This window comes from Serratia sp. TSA_130.1 (assembly GCF_052691795.1).
Genome location: NZ_JBQZFS010000002.1, coordinates 240,466 through 259,921 on the forward strand (window position 1 = coordinate 240,466; position 19,456 = coordinate 259,921).

A 19,456-nucleotide genomic window follows, 5' to 3' on the forward strand; every position below is an offset into this window, starting at 1 on the left:
GCCGAATTGATGCCCCCGCGCCGCCAATCCGGCGCGGGGCGAAGTTTAGCCTGCCTGAGCCAAGTCGCTGTGCAGGCGCTTGCGCCACACGGGTTTGCTGTCCCATTGGGCGAAATGTTTCGCCTCTTTACCAGGTTGCACTTTGTGCCACATGCCCTCTTGCCACCGGATCGGTTCCTTTCCGCGCAACGTTGGGCGGGTCTGTTTAATCGTTCGTTGCAAGACGCTCGCTTCTTCCGTAGTAATGTTCGGCGCCTGTCTGGCGGCGTCCAGCGCGCGGCTTCCCAGCGGCGCCATCACCTGATACAACACTTTGACCTGCTGCAGCGTCGCTTGCTGATTCGTGCTCATGCCTTTGCCGGACCAGTCGTCGAAATTTTCACCGGGATCGTCACCCTGCGCGCGATATTCGTTACCCGGCCCCTCGACGATATTCCAGCCTTGCCAGGTCACCAGGGTATGTAACCCATCGCGATCCTGCAGATTTTCATTCTTGATCTGTTTGAGCACCTCGGCGCGGTTAGGCACACCGATCAGATTCATAAACTCGTCGAGCGCGTTCCAGTGCTCGCCAGCCACCAGACCATTCCAGACATTACGTAAACAGTTCCAGGGGATGGTGTGATGCCAGGTCAGCGTGACAAGCGGTTTGGTTGGCGTATGTTGCCAATGGCTCGGTTCACTGCCTCGATCGCCTCTGATGATCCCATCGACTTCTAATGGCATGGCTGCCCCTCTTCTGGCTGAAATAAAGAATATGCGCAAGGCCGCTGGCCCGGTCGGCATAAAAAACGTCAGCTAAAATCGTAGCAGCTCAGGCTGAGATGGCAATAAAGCAGCCTGCGTTCTGCGGCCGACCGGCGACCGCAGAACGCGCATGAAAACGGCGGGCTTAAAGGAGGATTATCGAACCACCATCACCGATATATTGGCATGGCGAACGATGGCGGCGGCGTTGGAGCCCAACAGATAAGTTTTCACGCTCGGGCGACGTGAACCGATGATGATCAGATCGGCGTCGATCTCTTCCGCCAGTTCCAGCGCCTGATCGCGCGCAGAGCCAAAGCTGACGGTGTAATTGAGGCGATCTAACGGCAGATCGATTTCCGACATGATTTTCTTCAGCTTCTCCACCGCCTTCACTTCCGCCTGATTCTCAAACTCCTTGAGACCGAACGAATAGGCAGTAACAAAAGCCGAGGCATCCGGCAGCGCATGGAAAAAATGCACTTTAGCGCCGGACATCTTCGCCAAATATTCCACATGCTTCAGCGCATGCTCGGTCAACAGATCCTCTTCAATATCTATCGGCACTAAAATAGTCTTGTACATATCACATCCTTTCTATGTAAACCGGGTGCCTACAGAGTACTGCCGCGCACGGGCGCGGTGAACCGCTTTATCACGCTTTTGTGATCGGAGGTAAATACTGATAAGGACAATGCTTAATTTAACAAAATATAAACATCGCGCCGCTAACTGATAGGCGATTAATTATTTATTTCTCGCAATTAAATCAGCTGTAAATAAACCGCTTTGGCGGTGGCTGCGGTCTTATTGGCGACCGAAAGTTTTTTAATCGAGTTACCGATATGGAAATTGATCGTACGTTCACTCACCCCCATCAGCAGCGCGATCTCTTCCGCCGTTTTGCCTTCGCTGCACCAGCGCAAGATATCTTTCTCGCGCAGCGTCAGCACATCTTTTATCGCTTCGTCGTTCACCGATATCAACGCTTCACGCAGCGTTTTGTGGGCGGTTTGCGCCAGCCAAAGGAAAAAGAGTTCATTCACCGCGCCGGCCTGCGGCGTTTGCTGCGGCAGCGTCTTGCCGGCAAAAGTCAGGATCCCCAGGCGACCATAGCAATCCTTGACCGATTGCGACCACCCGGTGTGCAGACCAAACTGCGACATGCGCTGCCAAAGCGCCGGCCGCTCGTGATAAAAACTTTCGTCCCACTGGAATTGCAGCGTGGAATGGTGGGCTCGCTCGATGACAGGATCCTGCAAATACGCCCGCTGCCGCCGATAATCCTCGAGATAGCGCGCCGGAAACGTTCCTTCAACCCGCATTTTTGGCCGGCTCGCCGGATAACAGGAAAAAACGATGTAGGAGAAATAATCAAAACCCAGCGCCTCGACGCAGCGCCCCAGTTGGGTCAGAAAACGTTCGCGATCGGTCAAACTGCCAATCACCTCCGCCATGAGCCGTTGAGTGCGGGTATCCATAACGCAGGTTCTCCAAATAGCGATGTCGATTTATCGATAGGTCAGACTCACTATAGGATATCGCCGCCCGGCGCCAATAGCCGTTTCATATAATAAAAAATACGAACGCTATAACGAAAAAAGCTATTCCCCGGTTTATTTCCCTCAGAATAAGCCTTTTTATTGGGCTGAGCCTAAAAACTACGCGAATAGCATAACCCCGTCTGCAGGTAAACCTGTCATTTCTACCGTTAGACAGCCAAGACACCGCCAATTACTTTCCTCACAGGCACCCGGTGCCGCCGTAAATCCAAAGAGATAATAAGCATTTGCGAATTTCGCATGGCATACAGTGACGGGGATTTTCTATGGCAGAAAGTAATGCGGCAATTCAATCGGCTGCGATTATCGGCGCGGGAACGATGGGCAGAGGCATCGCTTATCTTTTGGCGCAAAAAAGCATTCGTACGGTGCTTTATAATCGCAACGGCAATACCCTCAATCAAGCTCGCGACGCTATCGTGCAAGACCTGAACAAAAAGGTGGAACAGGGCAAGCTCGCGCTGCAGGACAAAGACGCGGTGCTGGCTAATCTGACGTTCTCCGCGGAATTTGGGGCCATCGCCGACAGCGATCTGGTGATCGAAACCATCGCAGAGCATGAGCAAGCCAAACTCGAGGTGCTGGCGGCCATCGCCGCGACGGTCAAGCCCGACACGCTGATCGCCACCAATACCTCCTCACTGTCGCTTAATAAGCTGGCGACGGCGGTGACGCACAGCGAACGCTTTATCGGTTTGCACTTTTTCAACCCCGCGCCGCTGATGAAGCTGATTGAAATCATTCCGGCCTATTTTACCGCACAGGTCACCACCGAACGTTGCCGTCAACTGGTGGCGGCGTTGGGGAAACGCGATGTCGTCTGTCAGGCCACGCCGGGATTTATCGTCAACCGTATGGCCCGCCCCTACTATCTGGAAGGGTTCCGCCTGTTGGAAGAACACGTGGCGCGTGCGCCGCAGATCGACCGCGCCCTCAAAGCCGGCGGACACTTTCGCATGGGGCCGCTCGAACTGACCGATTTTATCGGTCAGGACATCAACTATCAGGTCAGCCGGCAAATTTGGCAGGACATGCAGTACGATCCGCGCTATACCCCGGGCCATCTGCAGCGCTCGCTGGTCGATGCCGGTCTGTTGGGCAAAAAGAACGGCCGCTCCTATTTTTCCGCCGAAGAATCTCCTCCGCCGCTTGCGGCCGCCGTCGATGCGGAGGTCGAGACGCTACGCATTTACGGTGAACATCCTCTCTTTACTCTGCTACAGCAGCGGGCCACCCTGCAATGGCCGCGGCTGCGCGTGGAACAACGGCCGACATTACCGGGCCTGGGCGCCGCCATTCAGGTTAATGACGCTTTCACCGTCAGCGTTACCGATGGCCGCACGGCAAACCAGCTTGCCGAACAGACCGCGGCGGACGCCTTTGTCGTCGATGTCGCCCTGAACTACGGCGATACGGCGTACCTGGTGGCGGCGCATAGCCGCCACGCCTCTGCAGCCAATAAGGCGCTGTTTTTACGCCTGCTGCACACCGCGATCCCGCAGGTGGAATTTATCAAGGATTCCCCGGCCTTGATCGTCGCCCGCGTGCTCAGCAGCCTGATCAACGAGTCGGTGATCATGGTGGAAAGCGGCGTCTGCAGCCGGGAAGACATTGATGTCGCCGCCGTCGCCGGCGTGAACTACGCCGACGGTATTTTCGGCTGGCTCACTCGCCTCGGGGAGGAAAATGTCAGGACGACGCTGAGCAACCTGGCGCAATTGCTGCACGCGGCGCGCTATGCGCCGCATTACACCCTTCTGCACGCCGCCCAACCGGCGCTGACCACCACGCCTTAAGGATCCATGATGAGCATTAAAGATGACGGTGTTTATCTGATCGACGGCACGCGCACGGCGATCGGCGCCTATGGCGGCAGCCTGGCGCATACCCGCCCCGATGATATGGCGGCGACGATTATTCGCAGCCTGCTTCAGCGCCATCCGGCGGCGCAGCAGGCTCTGGATGAAGTGGTGCTGGGCTGCGCCAACCAGTCCGGCGAAGACAACCGCAACGTCGCCCGCATGGCGACGCTGCTTTCCGGGTTGGATCAGTCGGTGCCGGCCATCACCCTCAACCGCCTTTGCGCCTCCGGGTTGGATGCGGTGATCTACGCCGCGGCGAAAATCCGCAGCGGCCTCAGCGAACTGATTCTGGCCGGCGGCGTGGAAAGCATGAGCCGCGCGCCCTATGTGCTGAGCAAGGGCGAAACGCCGTTCGACAAGGGGGTAAAGCTGTACGACACCACGCTGGGATGGCGCTTTGTCAACCCGCGCCTGGCGGAACGCTACGGCAGCGATCCGCTGGGCATCACGGCGGAAAACGTGGCCCAACAGCAGAGTATCTCGCGAGAGGAACAGGATATGTTCGCGTTGGGCTCGCAGCAAAAAGCCCGCCGGGCGATCGACAGCGGTCGATTGGCGCGGGAAATCACGCCCGTGGATGTGCCGGCGGATCGTAAAACCACCCGCATATTCGCACAGGACGAATTCCCCCGGCTCAGCACGTTGCAGCAGTTGCAGGCGCTGAAACCGGCCTTCGCCGCCGGTGGTTCGGTCACCGCCGGCAACGCTTCCGGCATCAATGACGGCGCCGCCGCGCTGCTGCTGGCCTCCGGACGCTACGTGAAACGCCAGGGCTGGCAACCGCTGGCGGAGATCGGCGACAGCGCGGCCGCCGGCGTCGCGCCGGCGCTGATGGGGCTGGGGCCGATCGCTTCCACCGAGCGCTTACTGCAGCGCGGCGGGTTCACCTTGAACGACTTCGACATCATCGAGATTAACGAAGCCTTCGCCGCGCAGGTTCTGGCGGCGCTGAAACACTGGCGCATCGACGCCGGCGACGCGCGCGTCAACCCAAACGGCGGCGCCATCGCGCTCGGCCATCCGCTGGGAATGTCCGGCGCGCGCCTGGTGCTGTCGGCGGCGCTGGAATTACGCGATCGGCAGGCCGGCAACGCATTGGTCACAATGTGCGTCGGCGTCGGTCAGGGGCTGTCATTAAACCTTAAAGCCGTTTAACACAAGGAACATGCTATGAGCGTACTGAACATTCTTGAAGAAAAGTTGGCGGAAACCAAAAAGCAGGGGCGTTTTCGCGAGTTCCTCAACCTTGAACGCGGCGTGCAGGACAAACCCTGGGCCACCAGCCACGGGCAGCAAGGCGAGCGCCGTCTCAACGTCTGGTGCTCAAACGACTATCTGGCCATGAGCCACCACCCCAAAGTGCTGCTGGCCACCACCGACGCGGTTAACCGAGTCGGGTTAGGCACCTGCGGCGCCCGCAGCATTTCCGGCACCTCGGTCTATCACACTGAACTGGAAACGCTGCTGGCCAGCGCCTACGGCAAAGAGTCGGCGCTGCTGTTCACCACCGGCTTCGGCGCCAACGACGCCACCTTGTCCACCCTGTGCGACGCCATCCCCGATCTGATCGTGTTCTCTGACGAACTGAATCACGCCTCGATGATTTACGGGATTCGCTACAGCAAGGCGGAGAAAAAAATCTTCCGCCATAACGACGTGGCGCACCTCGCCGAGCTGCTGCAGGCCGCCGATCCGGCGCGGCCAAAGCTGATCGCCTTTGAGTCGCTGTATTCCATGGACGGTGACTTTGCTCCTCTGGCGCAGATTGTGGCGCTGGCGGAACAGTATCAGGCGCTGACCTATCTCGACGAAATTCATTCGGCCGGCGTGTATGGCGAACGGGGGCTGGGCTATGCCGAACAGCTGGGCCTGTTGGATAAAATCACCATTATCCAGGGCGGGTTCGGCAAGTCTTACGGTGCGGCGGGCGGCTATATCGCCGCGCCCCGTTCGGTGGTGGAAGCCGTGCGCAGCTGGGCGCCGGCATTCGTCTTCAGCACCTCGTCGCCGGCGCCGGTGGTGGCCGCCGCGTTGGCCAGCTTTAAATACAACCTCGAGCACGACACCCAACGCAAGCACCTGCTGGCGATCGTCGATCACCTGAAGACCGGTCTGCGCGCCGCCGGCATCCCGCTGGTGTCGGCAGACAGCCATATCCTGCCGCTGCTGATCGGCGATCCCCATCGCAACAAACACATCAGCAAAGTGCTGCTCGATGAGCACGACATTTACGTGCAACCGGTCAATGCCCCGACGGTGCCTGCGGGCAGCGAACGGCTGCGGGTAACGCCGACCTCGGCGCATTCCCATGCCGACGTGGAGACCTTCCTGGCGGCGTTGAGCCGGGTCTGGGCGGTAAACGATCTGCGGAGGGCGGGATGAAGTTAGCGGATTATAACGGCCATCTGGTCACGCTGTGTCTGATGGCGACCGGGACCTTCGCCATCGGCACCGACGCCTTTATCGTCGCCGGCGTGCTCAGCGACATTTCCGAGACCTTTGCCGTCAGCCCCGCGCAAGCGGGGCAGTTGATATCGGTATTCGCGCTGGCCTACATGCTGTTTGCGCCTCTGACCGCCTGGCTGCTGGGCAACGTCAACCGCAAGCACATCCTGCAGTTGGCGCTGGTGCTGTTCATCGCCGGCAACCTGGCCTGCGCCTGGGCCACCAGCTACCTGCAGATATCGTTCGGCCGAGTGTTGGCGGCATTGGGCGCGGCCTGTTACACCCCGCAGGCCGCCGCCGCCGCGGTGGGGCTGGTGGCGGAAAAACGCCGCGGCCTGGCTATTTCCATCGTCTATGGCGGCATGACGCTGGCCATCGCGCTCGGCATTCCGTTCGGCACCTTTCTGGCCAAACTGATCGGCTGGCGCGACATCTTTCTGTTCATCGCCCTGCTGGGGGCGGTGGCGCTGCTCGGCCTGTCGCTGGCGCTGCGCGCCATTGCGGCGCCGGGCAAACATTCGTTGAAAGAACGGCTCGCCCCGCTGCGGCAAAAGGCGGTGCTGACCACGCTGCTGATCACCTTTTTCGCCGTGTGCTCGGAGCACATTGTTTACAGCTACGTCAGCGTGCTGTTGAAAGACACCCAGTTCGGCCCGGAAGCCATTCTGCCTTTGGCGCTGCTGGTGTTCGGCATTGGCGCGGTGATCGGCAATTTTGCCTCCGGCGCGCTGACCGACGCCCTAGGCAGCAAATTCGTGCTGCTGTTTTCGGTGGCGATCCAGACGCTGTCCCTGTTCCTGCTGGCCTTTTACGTCACCTCGCCGTGGTGGGTATTGGCCATCTTTCTTATCTGGGGCATTACCGGCTGGATGTATCTGGTGCCAATCCAACATCACCTGTTGTCGCTGTCGAAGCGTTTTGGGGCGCTGACCGTGTCGCTCAACAGCTCGGTGCTGTACGCCGGCATCGCGGCGGGCGGCATGCTGGGCGGCCTGACGCTCTACGCGTTGCCGGCCCACTATTTGCCGCTGTTCTCGCTACCGCTCGGCGCCATCGCCCTGCTGTTGACGCTGATCTTTTTCCGCGGGGAGGCCAGCGATGAGTGAATCACCGCCGGTGCTTTACGAACGTTATGGCGCGCAGGTTGCGGTCATCACCCTCAATCGGCCGGAGAAAAAGAACGCCATCAACCTGCAGATGGCCAAGTTGATCCGCAGTTACCTGCGGCAGGCGGATAATGACGATACGATACGCGCGATCGTCCTGGCCGGTCAGCCGGCGGTATTTTCCGCCGGCATGGATGTCACCGCGTTCCGACAGGGCGAACTGCCCATCGTCACGCCGGAGGGATTCGGGGGACTGATCCATGCGCAGATCGCCAAGGTGATCATCGCCGCCGTTGACGGCATCGCTTACGGGGGCGGCTTTGAGCTCGCCCTGGCTTGTGATCTGATCGTCGCCGGCCAGAACGCGCGCTTCAGCTTCCCCGAAACCGGGCTCGGCTTGGTCGCCGCGCAAGGCGGATGCGCGCGCTTGCCGGCGCGAGTTTCTCCCTATGTCGCCCTCGACTGGCTGCTGACCGGCAGAACCGTCGGTGCGCGGGAGGCCCTGTCACACGGCGCCATTTCCCGCATCAGCGAGGGCTCGGCTCGGGAAGAAGCGCTGCGCATCGCCGAGCAGATCGCCGGGAAGGATCTCGCCGCCAGCCTGGCCGTGAAGGCCATCGTGCGCCAGGGGCTGACGCAGCGCGAGGCGCCATCGTTCGATTTTCAGCAGGCGCCGGTCGAACGCCTGCGTCAGGCGGCCGCTCGTCGTTAATCCCCTTATTGCTTGCCGGCTTGCCTGAGCCGGCATTTCCCGCTGCGCCTCCCCGCCACAGCTCATTTTACGCAGCCCGCCTCTCGGCGCTGGGCTACACTGCCGGTAGCCCTCATGCGCTGATAAGGAAAAATAATGCGCCACTTGCCTCTGCTGACCCCCAGACTGATCTTGCGTCCGTTCACCGCCGACGATCTGCCCCACTTTACCGCCTACCGCAACCATCCTGACGTGGCGCGCTACCAGAGCTGGAGCGACTACAGCGCCGCGCAGGCGCAGGCCTTTTTCGCACAGCAACAGCGGCTCGCGTTCAACCGTGATGACACCTGGTTTCAACTGGCGGTCGAGCGCCGCGAGGACGGCGCGTTGCTGGGCGATGTCGCGGTGCATTTTTTCGATGAAGGGCGTCAGGCTGAACTGGGCGTGACCTTCGATCCGGTTCATCAGCGGCAAGGACAGGCGCGCGAGGCGCTAAGCGCCGTCATCGCCCTGCTGTTCGGGCCGCTGGCGAAACACCGCATTACCGCCGTGGTGGACGCGCGTAATCTTCGCGCCGCCGCGTTGTTCAGTAAGCTGGGCTTTCGCCGTGAGGCCTGTTGGCGGCAAAACGTGTTTTTCAAAGGCGCATGGGGTGATGAATTCGGTTTCGCCCTGCTGCATAGCGAATGGCGGGAGCATGAACGACATGACGCTGTTGAATAAATACCTTGGGCAATACCAGTTCTCTGAGCGGCATACGATCGTCATCACCGCGCCGCAATCGCGGGTGTTGGACGCCGTGGCCGCTTACGATCCCAAGCGCGATCGTTTTTTCCGCAGCATGATAGCGCTGCGCGAATTGCCCGCGCGGCTGATGCCACGCGATAAGCCCCGTCCTCCGCCGTTTGGCCTGCATAACTTTTGCCTGCTTGAGCAGGATGAAACCGCGTTGGTCTATGGCCTGATCGGCCGGTTTTGGCAGGCTGAATACGGTTTGGTGAAGGTCGCTGACGGGGCGGACTTTCAGGCCTTCGCTCAGCCCGGCGTCGCCAAACTGGCGCTGGGGTATGCCGCGAGCCCCCTGGAGGACGGGCGCTGCCGTCTGGTAACGGAAACGCGCATCTTCTGCCCCGACAGTGCCAGCCGGCGGCGGTTTACCCCCTACTGGTATGCGATTCGCCTGGTGAGTGGGTTGATAAGACGCCGCATGCTGCGTGCCATTAAAACCGCCAGCGAAAAGCAGACGGCGAATCATTCACCAGATTGATTAATTTAAGAGCATTCCTAGAGAATGAAAATCATTATCAGCCTATTTTTTAATCACAACAAGATAGTGTTGAGAAGCCATTGACCCCGCCCCCTGCGGGGATTTTTTCGCCTATTTATCGCCTGTTTCAGGGAACGCCTGCATAAACAGGAAGGTGCAAGGCTTGCGCTGATACTGATTGATCTGCGGCACCAGCCGGGTGAAATGCTCGGTCTGGCAATGCACTTCGAGAGCCGCGCGATCCGGCCAGCTTTCGATAAAAATAAAGTGCCCGGGATCCTGCTGGTCGATGCACAGTTCATAACTGATGCACAGCGGCTCCTGCCGGGTTTTCTCCACCAGCTCGCGATACCACGGCATAACGGTGTCAATGTGTTCCGGGTGAATGAAATCTTCAGCAATGACCTTCAGCATGTTGCGCTCCTGCGTTCTGTTGTGCCGTGCTTCACCTTATCGCCCTCCCTCGCGAGATGAAAGCGCCACTCTCCAGTGTCGGTCCTCGGGTTCCCAATTCGGTGATAGCGCACACAGATCTCGATCAAAGCGCTTGAACGCCTCCTGGCCCTGTGTGAACTTTCAATTAACAAAAAGGCAACACACCATTCACCATGGTGATATCTGTACCGATATGCCGACGCAATACGCGGCGTTTTTTTCGCCCCTAAAGGCCTGACCATTAGTCCTTTAGACCTTTAAGGCTCACGCAGAAAAGCCATGTCATCGCCGCATGATGGGCCACGGCGCCAGGACGGTCCTTATGACCGACGTTTATCATTCTCAGAAGAGAGGTTACCGCCAGTGAATCACGCCACCTATGCCGCTCCAGCGCTCAACGCCGCCATCCGCAAAACCTGGCGCAGACTGGTGCCATTGATGTTCGCCATGTACTTCATTGCGTTTATCGACAGGGTCAACGTCGGCTTTGCCAAAGACGCGATGGCCATCGATATCGCGCTGTCGCAATCCGCCTTTGCGCTGGGCGCGGGGATATTCTTTGCCGCCTATGCGCTGTTCGGCATTCCGGCCAACCTGTTGATGAATCGCTGGGGCGCCAAACGCTGGCTCAGCGCCACCACCGCGCTGTGGGGGGCATTGTCGGCCTGTACCGGGCTGGTGGCCAACGAGCAGCAATTTATTGTCCTGCGCTTTCTGCTGGGGATCGCCGAAGCCGGCTTTTACCCCGGCATCCTGCTGCTGGCGTCGATCTATTTTCCCAATAAGGTGCGCGCCTCGGTCATTGGCATTTTCGTGCTTGGCGTACCGGCGGCCCTGACGCTCGGCTCACCGCTGTCGGGGGCATTGCTGGAGATGCACGGCGTGTTGGGCAAGCCCGGCTGGTTCTGGATGTTCGTGCTGGAAGGGTTGCCGGCCGTCGTCCTCGGCGTCTTCGCCTTTTTCTATCTCGACGATAGCCCAGGGCAGGCCCGCTTTCTGACCGAGGAAGAACGCAATGCGCTGGTCACACAGCTGGCCGCTGAACAGCAGCGCACCGAAACCAGCAGCGTTAAAGCGGCGATGAGAAGCGGCAAAGTTTGGCATCTGGCGTTGATCTACGGCACCCTGCAAATCGGCGTATACGGCCTGATGTTTTTTCTGCCGTCGCAGATCGCCTCGCTGATGGGCACCCATCTCGGCTTCAAGGCCTCGTTGGTGGCCGCCATTCCCTGGGCATGCTCCGCGCTTGGCGTCTATTTCCTGCCGCGCTATGCCGACAGAAAAACCGCCAGAAGATTGCCGATCGCCGTTGGCTGCATGGTCGCGGCAGCGCTGGGGTTGGTCGTCTCTTCCTATGCCGGCCCGTTGCTCGCTATCGTCGCCCTGAGCTGTTGCGCAGTCAGTTTTCTGGCGGTACAACCCATTTTCTGGACGTTTCCCGCTCAGCTGCTCACCGGTCCGGCGCTGGCGGCCGGCATCGGTTTTTGCACCACGCTCGGCGCCGCATTCAGCTTTTTAGCCCCGCTGATCCGCACTGAGGCGGAACAGCGTTTTCACAGCCCGCATGCCGGGCCGCTGGTGCTGGCCGCCTTTTCGCTGCTGTGCGCCGTGCTGTTAGGGGCGCTCAGACATCGGCATGCTGAGGCACGCAAGCAAGACGCAGAGATAACCGGATAGCGACGCGTTATTTAGCCATTATTGAACCTGCGGATGGGACACTGACAGTCAGCCCTCTCGCCCACAGGTGTTAAATGGATGAATTGACGCACATTATCGCCAAATACAGCCCGGAACCGGAGATGTTGCTGCTGCTGATTTTCCTGTTCGCGTTGGGAAAATCCGTGATCGTGGTGTCCTCCGTCCTGCCGCCTGCCTCGGTGACGCTGCTGATGGGCATCCTTGCGGGCAAACATGCGCTGCCGATCGGCGCGGTTTGGGCGGCCATCGCCCTTGGCGCGGCGTTGGGCTCAATCCTGTCTTTCCACTGCGGCGCACTGCTCTGCCGTCGCGATCTTGGCCGCCGGCTGCCGGCACGCTTTCACGCCCCGCTGCGCAAAGCGCAACGTTCCTTGCAAAAGCGCGGGCTGCCGCTGCTGTTCGCCTCGCGTTTTCTGGCGGTGATGCGTTACACCGTGCCGCTGATGGCCGGCATGCTGCAACTGCCGGCGAGGCACGTCTATGCCACCGCCGCACTCTCAGCCGCCGTTTGGGCACTGCTCTTGATGTCGGCCGCGCATGTGTTCCCCGTTTCTTGACCTGAAAGATTCTTGGGCAAATGCCCCATCCCTGCGCCGACGTTGCGCCAGCGCACAGCCTCCCTTGCCGTATAAAGTACGGTGCAACATCGCAGTTTGCGCCAGATCACCTTTCTGAACATCAGTCGAAAAATGCGAATTTTTTTGCAGAATACGCGCTTAAAACGGCGCCATGAGGGCACAATCAAAGAAATGTCTGAGCGTAACACGCTGATTTGGTTGGCGGGCCGTACAGGGGGCGAACCTCTGTCTCGTTGATTAGGCGTCAACGGCTCATCCGCCTGAGCTAACGGCCCAACGAGATAAATCGCCCTTCTTGTCAGCCTCGCTGTCGAACGCTTACACCCATTACTTTTTCTCATGCGAATTTTACAACCCTTTGTTTAATCAACGAGATAAGCCGCATAAGGTCTGTTAATCCCACCGTTTGAAGAGTAATCTTCCGCTCCCTGAACGTCCGATTTGCCTCCTCTCGTGTAAAGATTGATCGACTTTTATCCCGCGTATAAATGTTGTAAACATGTTGCACAAAGGTGGCGTTATTGCACTACCTTACTAAAGCCGGACCAACCGGATAAATGTATAAAAAAGAGCCACTTCAGAGCTCACGACTTCACTAATGACAGGTAAAACAGGACATCATCAGATGGTAGATCACTCTAAAATAGCGACTGACGCGACGCCCGCCTCAGAAGATCATCTACGGCGAAACCTCACTAACCGACATATTCAACTGATCGCCATCGGCGGCGCCATCGGCACCGGTCTGTTTATGGGCTCCGGTAAAACCATCAGCCTGGCAGGCCCTTCGATCATCTTCGTGTACATGATCATCGGCTTTATGCTGTTCTTCGTGATGCGCGCCATGGGCGAGTTGCTGCTGTCCAACCTGGAATACAAATCGTTCAGCGATTTCGCCGCGGATCTGCTCGGCCCGTGGGCCGGCTTCTTCACCGGCTGGACCTACTGGTTCTGCTGGGTGGTCACCGGCATCGCCGACGTCGTGGCGATCACCGCCTACGCCCAGTTCTGGTTCCCTGAACTGTCGCAGTGGATCGCTTCGCTGCTGTGCGTGCTGTTGCTGCTCGGCCTTAATCTGGCGACGGTGAAGATGTTCGGCGAAATGGAGTTTTGGTTTGCGATGATCAAAATCGTCGCCATCGTCGGGCTGATCGTCGCCGGGTTGGTAATGATCGCCATGCAGTTCCAGTCGCCAACCGGTACCGTAGCCTCGTTCACCCATCTGTGGAATGACGGCGGCATGTTCCCGAAAGGCATCAGCGGTTTCTTCGCCGGCTTCCAGATCGCGGTATTCGCCTTCGTCGGCATTGAACTGGTGGGCACCACCGCGGCGGAAACCAAGGATCCGGAGAAGTCACTGCCACGCGCCATCAACTCGATTCCGATCCGCATCATCATGTTCTACGTGTTCGCCCTGATCGTCATCATGTCGGTGACGCCGTGGAGCTCCGTAGTGCCGGACAAGAGCCCGTTCGTTGAATTGTTCGTGCTGATTGGCCTGCCGGCCGCGGCCAGCGTGATCAACTTCGTGGTGCTGACCTCCGCCGCCTCCTCCGCCAACAGTGGGGTGTTCTCCACCAGCCGCATGCTGTTCGGGCTGGCGCAGGAAGGCGACGCGCCGAAATCGTTCGCCAACCTGTCCAAGCGCGCGGTGCCGGCCAACGGCCTCACCTTCTCCTGCATCTGCCTGCTGGGCGGCGTGGTGCTGATTTACCTGATCCCGAACGTGATGACGGTCTTCACCCTGGTGACCACCGTGTCGGCGATTCTGTTCATGTTCGTCTGGACCATCATCCTGTGTTCGTATCTGGTCTACCGCAAACGGCGCCCGGCGCTGCACCAGAAATCGATCTACAAAATGCCGGCCGGCAAACTGATGTGCTGGGTGTGCATGGCGTTCTTCGTGTTCGTGTTGGTGCTGTTGTCGCTGCGCGAAGACACCCGCCAGGCGCTGATCGTCACCCCGCTGTGGTTCATCCTGCTCGGCCTGTCTTACGTGTTCCTGCGCAAGAAGAAAACCGCGTGATGCAAAAAGGGGCGGATATCTCCGCCCCTTTGCTCTTTTTTGCCTCTGCGCTAATCCGCTTCCGTCGCCACCGCCGCTTTCCCCTTGCGCCGTACGCGCAGCTCGCTGACCACCACCCCGATCACAATCAACGCGCCCCCCAACAACGCGACGCCCGGCAAACGCTCACCGGCGAGCCGCCCGACGATGCCCGCCCAGACCGGTTCGCCGGCGTAGATCACCGTAGCACGCGTGGGTGAAACGCTGCGCTGCGCCCAGTTCATGGTCAGCTGAATCAACGCGCTGGCCAGCCCCAGCCCAATGGCGCTATACAGCAGGTAATCCGAATACGGCGGCGGCGATTCGCCGGTCGGCACCATCATCAAAAATGAGGCCAGCGAGGCGGTCGCCAGCTGCACAATGGTCACCCGGCGGATATTCACCTTGCCGGCGAAGGCGCCGATCAGAATGATCTCTGCCGCCATGCCCAGCGTGCCGGCCAGCGTCAGAATTTCGCCGAGGCTCAGCGACATGTCCGTGCTGCTCGGCGCCGCCAGCAGCATCAGGCCGGTAAAGGCCAGCAGAATACCGATCCACGACATGATGCCGGGGAACCGCCCCAGCACCAGCCATTGCAATAGCGGCACGATCGGCACGTACATGGCGGTGATGAACGCCGATTGGCTGCTGGTAATCGTCTGCAGACCGACGGTTTGCATGCTGTAGCCGAACATGATCGCCAGCCCGATAAGTACGCCCGCCTTCAGTTCATACAGGGTCAGGCCGCGCAGCACGCGCAGCGAAAACAGCGTCAACGCCAGCGTGGCGGTGGCGAAACGCAGACCGACGAAAAAGAACGGCCCGCTGACTTGCATCGCGTGATGCACGGCCAAAAAGGTGCCGCCCCAGATCATGGTGATGAAAATCAACACCGCTTCCGGCAACCTGATTTGCGGAACCACGGCGGAAATAAAGGATTTTTTTGCTGCTGACACCGGCTTGCCCTTCCTGCTGAGTGCAATATAATGCACAGATCCTGCCAGTATGAGATAAAGTCCGGCGATGAGCAATACGGCGCATAACGCGAAAACCGATCCCCCCAAAGTGCTGCAGTACCTGAGCAGCAATCTGCGCGGCTACCGCCAACAGGCGGGCCTGAGCCAGATGGCGCTGGCCGAACTTTCCGGCGTCAGCCGCCGCATGCTGGCGGGCATCGAGGCCGGCGATCGCAACGTCAGTCTGGCGGTGCTCGACAAGATCGCCGCCGCCCTGGCGATTTCGTTCACCGATCTGATTCAGGCGCCAGAGGCTCGCGGCAGCCATCTGGTAGGCGAGTTGGCCTGGCAAGGCGCACAGCCGGGCAGCCAGGCGCTGTTTGCCGCCAGCGTACCGGCGCGCCAACGGGCCGAGCTGTGGGAATGGACGCTGATGCCGGGCGAGCGCTACGACTCGGCGCCGGACGCCGAAGGCTGGAGCGAAATCCTCTACGTGATTGCCGGCACCCTGACGCTGGAACTGGAACAAGGCACGCTGACGCTCAGCGCCGGCGCCACGCAAGCCTTCAACAGCGATCAGCGCTACGCTTACGCCAACCACGGCGATCTCCCGCTGCGCTTTATCCGCAACGTCGCCTTCTGACTGCCCGCCGGCCCGCGCCGGCGGCGGATGTCGTGTCGCTGTCGTGCCGCTGTCGTGGCGCCGCTACCCCGCGCCTCCTACACTGGATGACAGTGACAGCGAACTCGGGAGTGCACCATGCAAAAGTACCGCATCAGACCATTACGCCTGGAAAAAGGCTGGTCGCAGGAGCAGTTGGCGACCATCGCCGGCCTCAGCACCCGCACCGTACAGCGGATTGAAAACGGCGAACAGGCCAGCCTGGAAACCTTGACCGCAATCGCCGCCGCACTGGGCGTGCAGGTCAGCGATCTCAACGCGCCGCCGCAGGCACCGCAGGAAGAGACGCCTGAGGCGCAGCGCCTTCGTCGCCAGGTTGCGGCAGAGGGTAAACTGCTGAGCATGGCGGTGCGTTTCGCCGTCATCGGCGCGATATTGCTCGCTGTCAACGTCTTTACCCACCCGCACTATCTCTGGGCGCTATGGGCGATCGGCGGCATGAGCCTCGCGCTGATCATGCGGGCGGTGCGCACCCTGCTGCTGCGCAACGTCTTCAGCCGCTGGCAGGAACAGCGGCTGGCGCAAAAACTCAGGCGCCTGCCGTGAGCGTTAGCCACTCGGCCAGCCGGGCCAACGCGCTGCCCGGCACGATAGGCTGCGGCGACAGCAGGTAATAGCCGCTGCCGTCGGGCGTAAAACCGAACGGCGCGCTCAACAAGCCGGCGGCCAGATCGTCTCGCACCTGCAGCCATGGGCCGATTGCGATACCAAGGCCGGCTACCGCGGCCTGCAGGCTGAAATAGAAATGGTCAAAGCGCTGTTCCGGATGCCCCGCCAATGTCACCCCCTGCTGATGCGCCCAGTGCCGCCAGGCATCCGGCCGGGTCGCGGCATGCAGCAGTTTGGCGCCCGGCCGCAAAAGCCGCCGTCCGTCCACAGAGGCCGTCAGCCTCGTCAGCGCCTCGGGTTGGCACACCGGCCCGACCTTTTCATTGAACAGCGCCAGGCTATGCGCCTGCTTTCCCCAATCGAAGTCATTGCGCCGGATCGCCGCCGTGATGCCGTCATGGAACGAAAACGGACCGCCGCCCGCCACCAGCTGTAAGTTGATGTCCGGGTGCGCCCGCTGAAAAGCCGGCAAACGCGGGATCAGCCAACGCATCAATAAGGTCGGTTCACACGACAAGATCAGCGGCGCATTGAGCGCCTGCTGGCGCAGCTCCAGCGCGGTATGGTCCAGAATGCCGAAGGCCTGCTGTGTCGCCTGAAACAGCTTGCGGCCCGCCGCCGTGAGCAGTACTCGCCTATGGCGGCGCTCAAACAACGCCACGCCCAATTCCTCTTCCAGCGCCCGCACCGCCCGGCTGATGGCGCCATGCGTCAAATTCAGCCCCTGCGCCGCCTGCGTGAAACTTTCCAGCCGCGCGGCGGCCTCGAAGCAGCGCAGCCCGCCCAGCGGCAATGGCCTGGCTCTATTGCGTGAGTTTTTCTCACCGATATCGTCACTATTCATCGTTTGTCACCGAGAAAAATTACTCTTATAAATCAGTCACTCTATTGATAAAAATCGCAAGGATAACTATGACTGAACTCATCGCTGTCGTCACCATTACTTTACTCGCTGTAATCAGCCCCGGACCGGATTTCGCCATGGTATCGCGCAACAGCCTGCTGCTCTCCCGCCGCGCCGGCATCTTCACCGCCTGCGGCATTGGCGCCGGCGTACTGATCCATGTCAGCTATACGCTGATTGGCGTCGGCGTGTTGATCCAACAGTCGCCCTGGTTGTTTAACCTGCTCAAAGGCATCGGCGCCGCCTACCTGATCTACCTCGGCTTTACGCTGCTGCGCAACGCAACCCATCACGACGCCGCGCCCACCACGACGCCGGCCGCCATCAGCGATCTCGCCGCCCTGAAAACCGGCTTTCTCACCAACGCGTTAAACCCGAAAACCACCATCTTCATCGTCAGTCTGTTCATGCAGGTGGTCTCTCCCCACACCGCGCTCGGCGTACAGATCGGCTATGGCCTCTTTATCGCCGCCGTCCATGTATTCTGGTTCGCCGCCGTCGCGCTGCTGTTTTCCGCGCCGGGCGTCAATGCGCGCTTTTTGCGTTTGCGCCGCGGCATCGATCGCACCTTTGGCGGGCTGCTGATTGTCTTTGGCGCCCTGTTGGCGATCGCCGGCATCAGGTAACGCCACGACGCCAAGTTCGTCATTCGCTTCTATGCTTATCAGGGGTTTTTGTTAATCATCTGAGCGGGAGTACGAAACATGACGAAACTGTTGGTGCTTTATTACTCAATGTACGGCCACATCGAACGCCTGGCGCAGGCGGTGGCCGAAGGGGCGAATCGGGTCGATAACGTGGACGTAACGGTCAAACGCGTGCCGGAAACCATGACGCCGGAAGCCTTCGCCAAGGCCGGGGGCAAACAACACCAGCAGGCGCCGGTCGCCACCCCGCAAGAGCTGGCGGACTATGATGGCATTATCTTCGGTACGCCAACCCGCTTCGGCAACATGGCCGGACAGATGCGCACCTTCCTCGATCAGACCGGCGGCCTGTGGGCTTCCGGCGCGCTGTACGGCAAGGTGGGCAGCGTCTTCTCCTCCACCGGCACCGGCGGCGGCCAGGAGCAAACCATCAGTTCGACCTGGACCACGCTGGCGCACCACGGCTTCATCATCGTGCCGATCGGCTATGCGACGCCGGAGCTGTTTGACGTTTCGCAGGTGCGCGGGGGCACCCCCTATGGCGCGACCACCATCGCCGGCGCCGACGGTTCGCGACAGCCGAGCAACGAAGAGCTGACCATTGCCCGCTATCAGGGCGAGCACGTGGCGAAAATCACCGCCAAGCTGAAAAGTTAATCGCCCTCCTGCACCCGTGATTCAAAGGGCCGCGCATTCGCACGGCCCCATCTTGTTGCCGACCCGCCGCAAGGTTAGAATGCCCCTCCCCCGGCCATTCAGCGTCTGAAGGCCAGGCCCGAATTCGTTCTGCCCGTCGCTCATCGGCTTTCAGCCCGAGGACGGGCGTTCTGTTTTTTGCGCACAGCGAAGGGAATAAGTCAGTGTCTAAAGATTTTGATGAACTAATAAGAGACATGGATCTTATTATTGAAAATGTAGACAGCTTCAAAGCTCTGGCTCCGCGCGTGCCCGAGCCGGCTCCGGCCCCGCCGCCGCCGGTTCATCACTACGACTCGTTCTGCGAAAACATCGCGTTGAAAGTGGTATTGAAGGTGCTGCTGTCTTCGGTGGACAAGATAGTCAAAGTGCAGATCGCCAACAAGGTCGAGCAAGAGATCGCCCAAATTGAGCAGCAGGTGGTGCGCGCCGGCGGCGGGCCGGTATCACCGGACGATCTGGCGCAGATGACGCACTACGTTCGCCGCACGGTCAACGACCTGCTGGAATAACCCCCTTTTGAAACG

At 60.0% G+C, this 19,456-nt stretch carries 21 protein-coding genes and 1 tRNA gene; 15 read left to right on the forward strand and 7 right to left on the reverse strand.

Going from position 1 to position 19,456, the window contains the following annotated elements; genetic code table 11:
• Positions 1–45 precede the first annotated feature (45 nt).
• The 3 genes from ACUTQY_RS07905 to ACUTQY_RS07915 all read right to left on the reverse strand — a co-directional run bounded on the left by ACUTQY_RS07905 (position 46) and on the right by ACUTQY_RS07915 (position 2,228).
• Positions 46–726, reverse strand: coding sequence for a hypothetical protein (locus ACUTQY_RS07905; RefSeq protein WP_046686805.1), 681 nt, complete (start codon positions 724–726; stop codon positions 46–48).
• Between the two features lie 177 nt (positions 727–903).
• A complete protein-coding gene (locus ACUTQY_RS07910; RefSeq protein WP_033642623.1) occupies positions 904–1,332 on the reverse strand; it encodes a universal stress protein in 429 nt (142 codons plus the stop codon).
• Between the two features lie 179 nt (positions 1,333–1,511).
• A complete protein-coding gene (locus ACUTQY_RS07915; RefSeq protein ID WP_033642622.1) occupies positions 1,512–2,228 on the reverse strand; it encodes an autoinducer binding domain-containing protein in 717 nt (238 codons plus the stop codon).
• A gap of 347 nt (positions 2,229–2,575) precedes the next feature.
• Here ACUTQY_RS07915 and ACUTQY_RS07920 point away from each other — a divergent pair, with 347 nt between their 5' ends.
• The 7 genes from ACUTQY_RS07920 (at position 2,576) to ACUTQY_RS07950 (ending at position 9,680) form a co-directional block, all read left to right on the forward strand.
• A complete protein-coding gene (locus ACUTQY_RS07920; RefSeq protein ID WP_046686803.1) occupies positions 2,576–4,105 on the forward strand; it encodes a 3-hydroxyacyl-CoA dehydrogenase NAD-binding domain-containing protein in 1,530 nt (509 codons plus the stop codon).
• 9 nt (positions 4,106–4,114) lie between these two features.
• Positions 4,115–5,326 (forward strand): acetyl-CoA C-acyltransferase, encoded by a 1,212-nt coding sequence (locus tag ACUTQY_RS07925; RefSeq protein WP_342188322.1) that lies wholly within the window; start codon positions 4,115–4,117, stop codon positions 5,324–5,326.
• 15 nt (positions 5,327–5,341) lie between these two features.
• Positions 5,342–6,553: a 5-aminolevulinate synthase gene (hemA, locus tag ACUTQY_RS07930; RefSeq protein WP_089196867.1), complete on the forward strand. Its 1,212-nt coding sequence runs from the start codon at positions 5,342–5,344 to the stop codon at positions 6,551–6,553.
• Complete coding sequence (locus tag ACUTQY_RS07935; RefSeq protein ID WP_046686801.1) at positions 6,550–7,722, forward strand: MFS transporter; 1,173 nt, start codon at positions 6,550–6,552, stop codon at positions 7,720–7,722. Before hemA ends, ACUTQY_RS07935 begins: the two co-directional genes overlap by 4 nt.
• Positions 7,715–8,434 carry an enoyl-CoA hydratase-related protein gene (locus tag ACUTQY_RS07940; protein WP_046686800.1) on the forward strand — a complete coding sequence of 240 codons (720 nt, stop codon included), beginning with the start codon at positions 7,715–7,717 and terminating at the stop codon, positions 8,432–8,434. Before ACUTQY_RS07935 ends, ACUTQY_RS07940 begins: the two co-directional genes overlap by 8 nt.
• Positions 8,435–8,569: 135 nt before the next feature.
• Positions 8,570–9,136: a GNAT family N-acetyltransferase gene (locus ACUTQY_RS07945; RefSeq protein ID WP_046686799.1), complete on the forward strand. Its 567-nt coding sequence runs from the start codon at positions 8,570–8,572 to the stop codon at positions 9,134–9,136.
• Positions 9,111–9,680, forward strand: a complete 570-nt coding sequence (locus ACUTQY_RS07950; RefSeq protein ID WP_232094501.1) for a hypothetical protein — start codon at positions 9,111–9,113, stop codon at positions 9,678–9,680. The genes ACUTQY_RS07945 and ACUTQY_RS07950 overlap by 26 nt, the downstream gene beginning before the upstream one ends.
• 111 nt (positions 9,681–9,791) lie before the next feature.
• On the opposite strand, the gene ACUTQY_RS07955 is transcribed toward ACUTQY_RS07950, so the two are convergent.
• On the reverse strand, positions 9,792–10,094 hold the full coding sequence (locus ACUTQY_RS07955) for a putative quinol monooxygenase (RefSeq protein ID WP_033633403.1): 303 nt from the start codon (positions 10,092–10,094) through the stop codon (positions 9,792–9,794).
• A 384-nt stretch (positions 10,095–10,478) separates the two neighbouring features.
• Between ACUTQY_RS07955 and ACUTQY_RS07960 the strand changes: the two genes are divergently transcribed.
• Positions 10,479–11,792 carry an MFS transporter gene (locus tag ACUTQY_RS07960; RefSeq protein WP_046686798.1) on the forward strand — a complete coding sequence of 438 codons (1,314 nt, stop codon included), beginning with the start codon at positions 10,479–10,481 and terminating at the stop codon, positions 11,790–11,792.
• Positions 11,793–11,866: 74 nt separating this feature from the next.
• Positions 11,867–12,370, forward strand: a complete 504-nt coding sequence (locus ACUTQY_RS07965) for a DedA family protein (RefSeq protein ID WP_033642614.1) — start codon at positions 11,867–11,869, stop codon at positions 12,368–12,370.
• Positions 12,371–12,590: 220 nt separating this feature from the next.
• Here ACUTQY_RS07965 and ACUTQY_RS07970 read toward each other — a convergent pair.
• Positions 12,591–12,666: transfer RNA gene (locus ACUTQY_RS07970), tRNA-Arg, on the reverse strand.
• 350 nt (positions 12,667–13,016) lie between these two features.
• Between ACUTQY_RS07970 and cycA the strand changes: the two genes are divergently transcribed.
• Positions 13,017–14,417: a D-serine/D-alanine/glycine transporter gene (cycA, locus tag ACUTQY_RS07975; RefSeq protein WP_033642613.1), complete on the forward strand. Its 1,401-nt coding sequence runs from the start codon at positions 13,017–13,019 to the stop codon at positions 14,415–14,417.
• Between the two features lie 50 nt (positions 14,418–14,467).
• On the opposite strand, the gene ACUTQY_RS07980 is transcribed toward cycA, so the two are convergent.
• The gene (locus tag ACUTQY_RS07980) at positions 14,468–15,391 is read right to left on the reverse strand and encodes a DMT family transporter (RefSeq protein ID WP_046686797.1); all 924 of its coding nucleotides are present in this window, start codon (positions 15,389–15,391) and stop codon (positions 14,468–14,470) included.
• Between the two features lie 67 nt (positions 15,392–15,458).
• On the opposite strand from ACUTQY_RS07980, the gene ACUTQY_RS07985 reads away from it, so the two are divergent.
• Positions 15,459–16,034, forward strand: coding sequence for a helix-turn-helix domain-containing protein (locus tag ACUTQY_RS07985; protein ID WP_046686796.1), 576 nt, complete (start codon positions 15,459–15,461; stop codon positions 16,032–16,034).
• Between the two features lie 117 nt (positions 16,035–16,151).
• Positions 16,152–16,619, forward strand: a complete 468-nt coding sequence (locus ACUTQY_RS07990) for a helix-turn-helix domain-containing protein (RefSeq protein ID WP_046686795.1) — start codon at positions 16,152–16,154, stop codon at positions 16,617–16,619.
• Here ACUTQY_RS07990 and ACUTQY_RS07995 read toward each other — a convergent pair.
• Entirely contained in the window at positions 16,603–17,526 is a 924-nt protein-coding gene (locus tag ACUTQY_RS07995) for a LysR family transcriptional regulator (RefSeq protein WP_046686794.1), read from the reverse strand. The genes ACUTQY_RS07990 and ACUTQY_RS07995 overlap by 17 nt on opposite strands.
• Positions 17,527–17,594: 68 nt before the next feature.
• Here ACUTQY_RS07995 and ACUTQY_RS08000 point away from each other — a divergent pair, with 68 nt between their 5' ends.
• From ACUTQY_RS08000 to ACUTQY_RS08010, 3 genes are all read left to right on the forward strand, one after another.
• Positions 17,595–18,212, forward strand: a complete 618-nt coding sequence (locus ACUTQY_RS08000) for a LysE family translocator (protein ID WP_033642607.1) — start codon at positions 17,595–17,597, stop codon at positions 18,210–18,212.
• Positions 18,213–18,290: 78 nt separating this feature from the next.
• The gene (gene wrbA / locus ACUTQY_RS08005; protein WP_033650699.1) at positions 18,291–18,890 is read left to right on the forward strand and encodes an NAD(P)H:quinone oxidoreductase; all 600 of its coding nucleotides are present in this window, start codon (positions 18,291–18,293) and stop codon (positions 18,888–18,890) included.
• Between the two features lie 236 nt (positions 18,891–19,126).
• Positions 19,127–19,441, forward strand: a complete 315-nt coding sequence (locus ACUTQY_RS08010) for a hypothetical protein (RefSeq protein WP_084710286.1) — start codon at positions 19,127–19,129, stop codon at positions 19,439–19,441.
• Positions 19,442–19,456 lie beyond the last annotated feature (15 nt).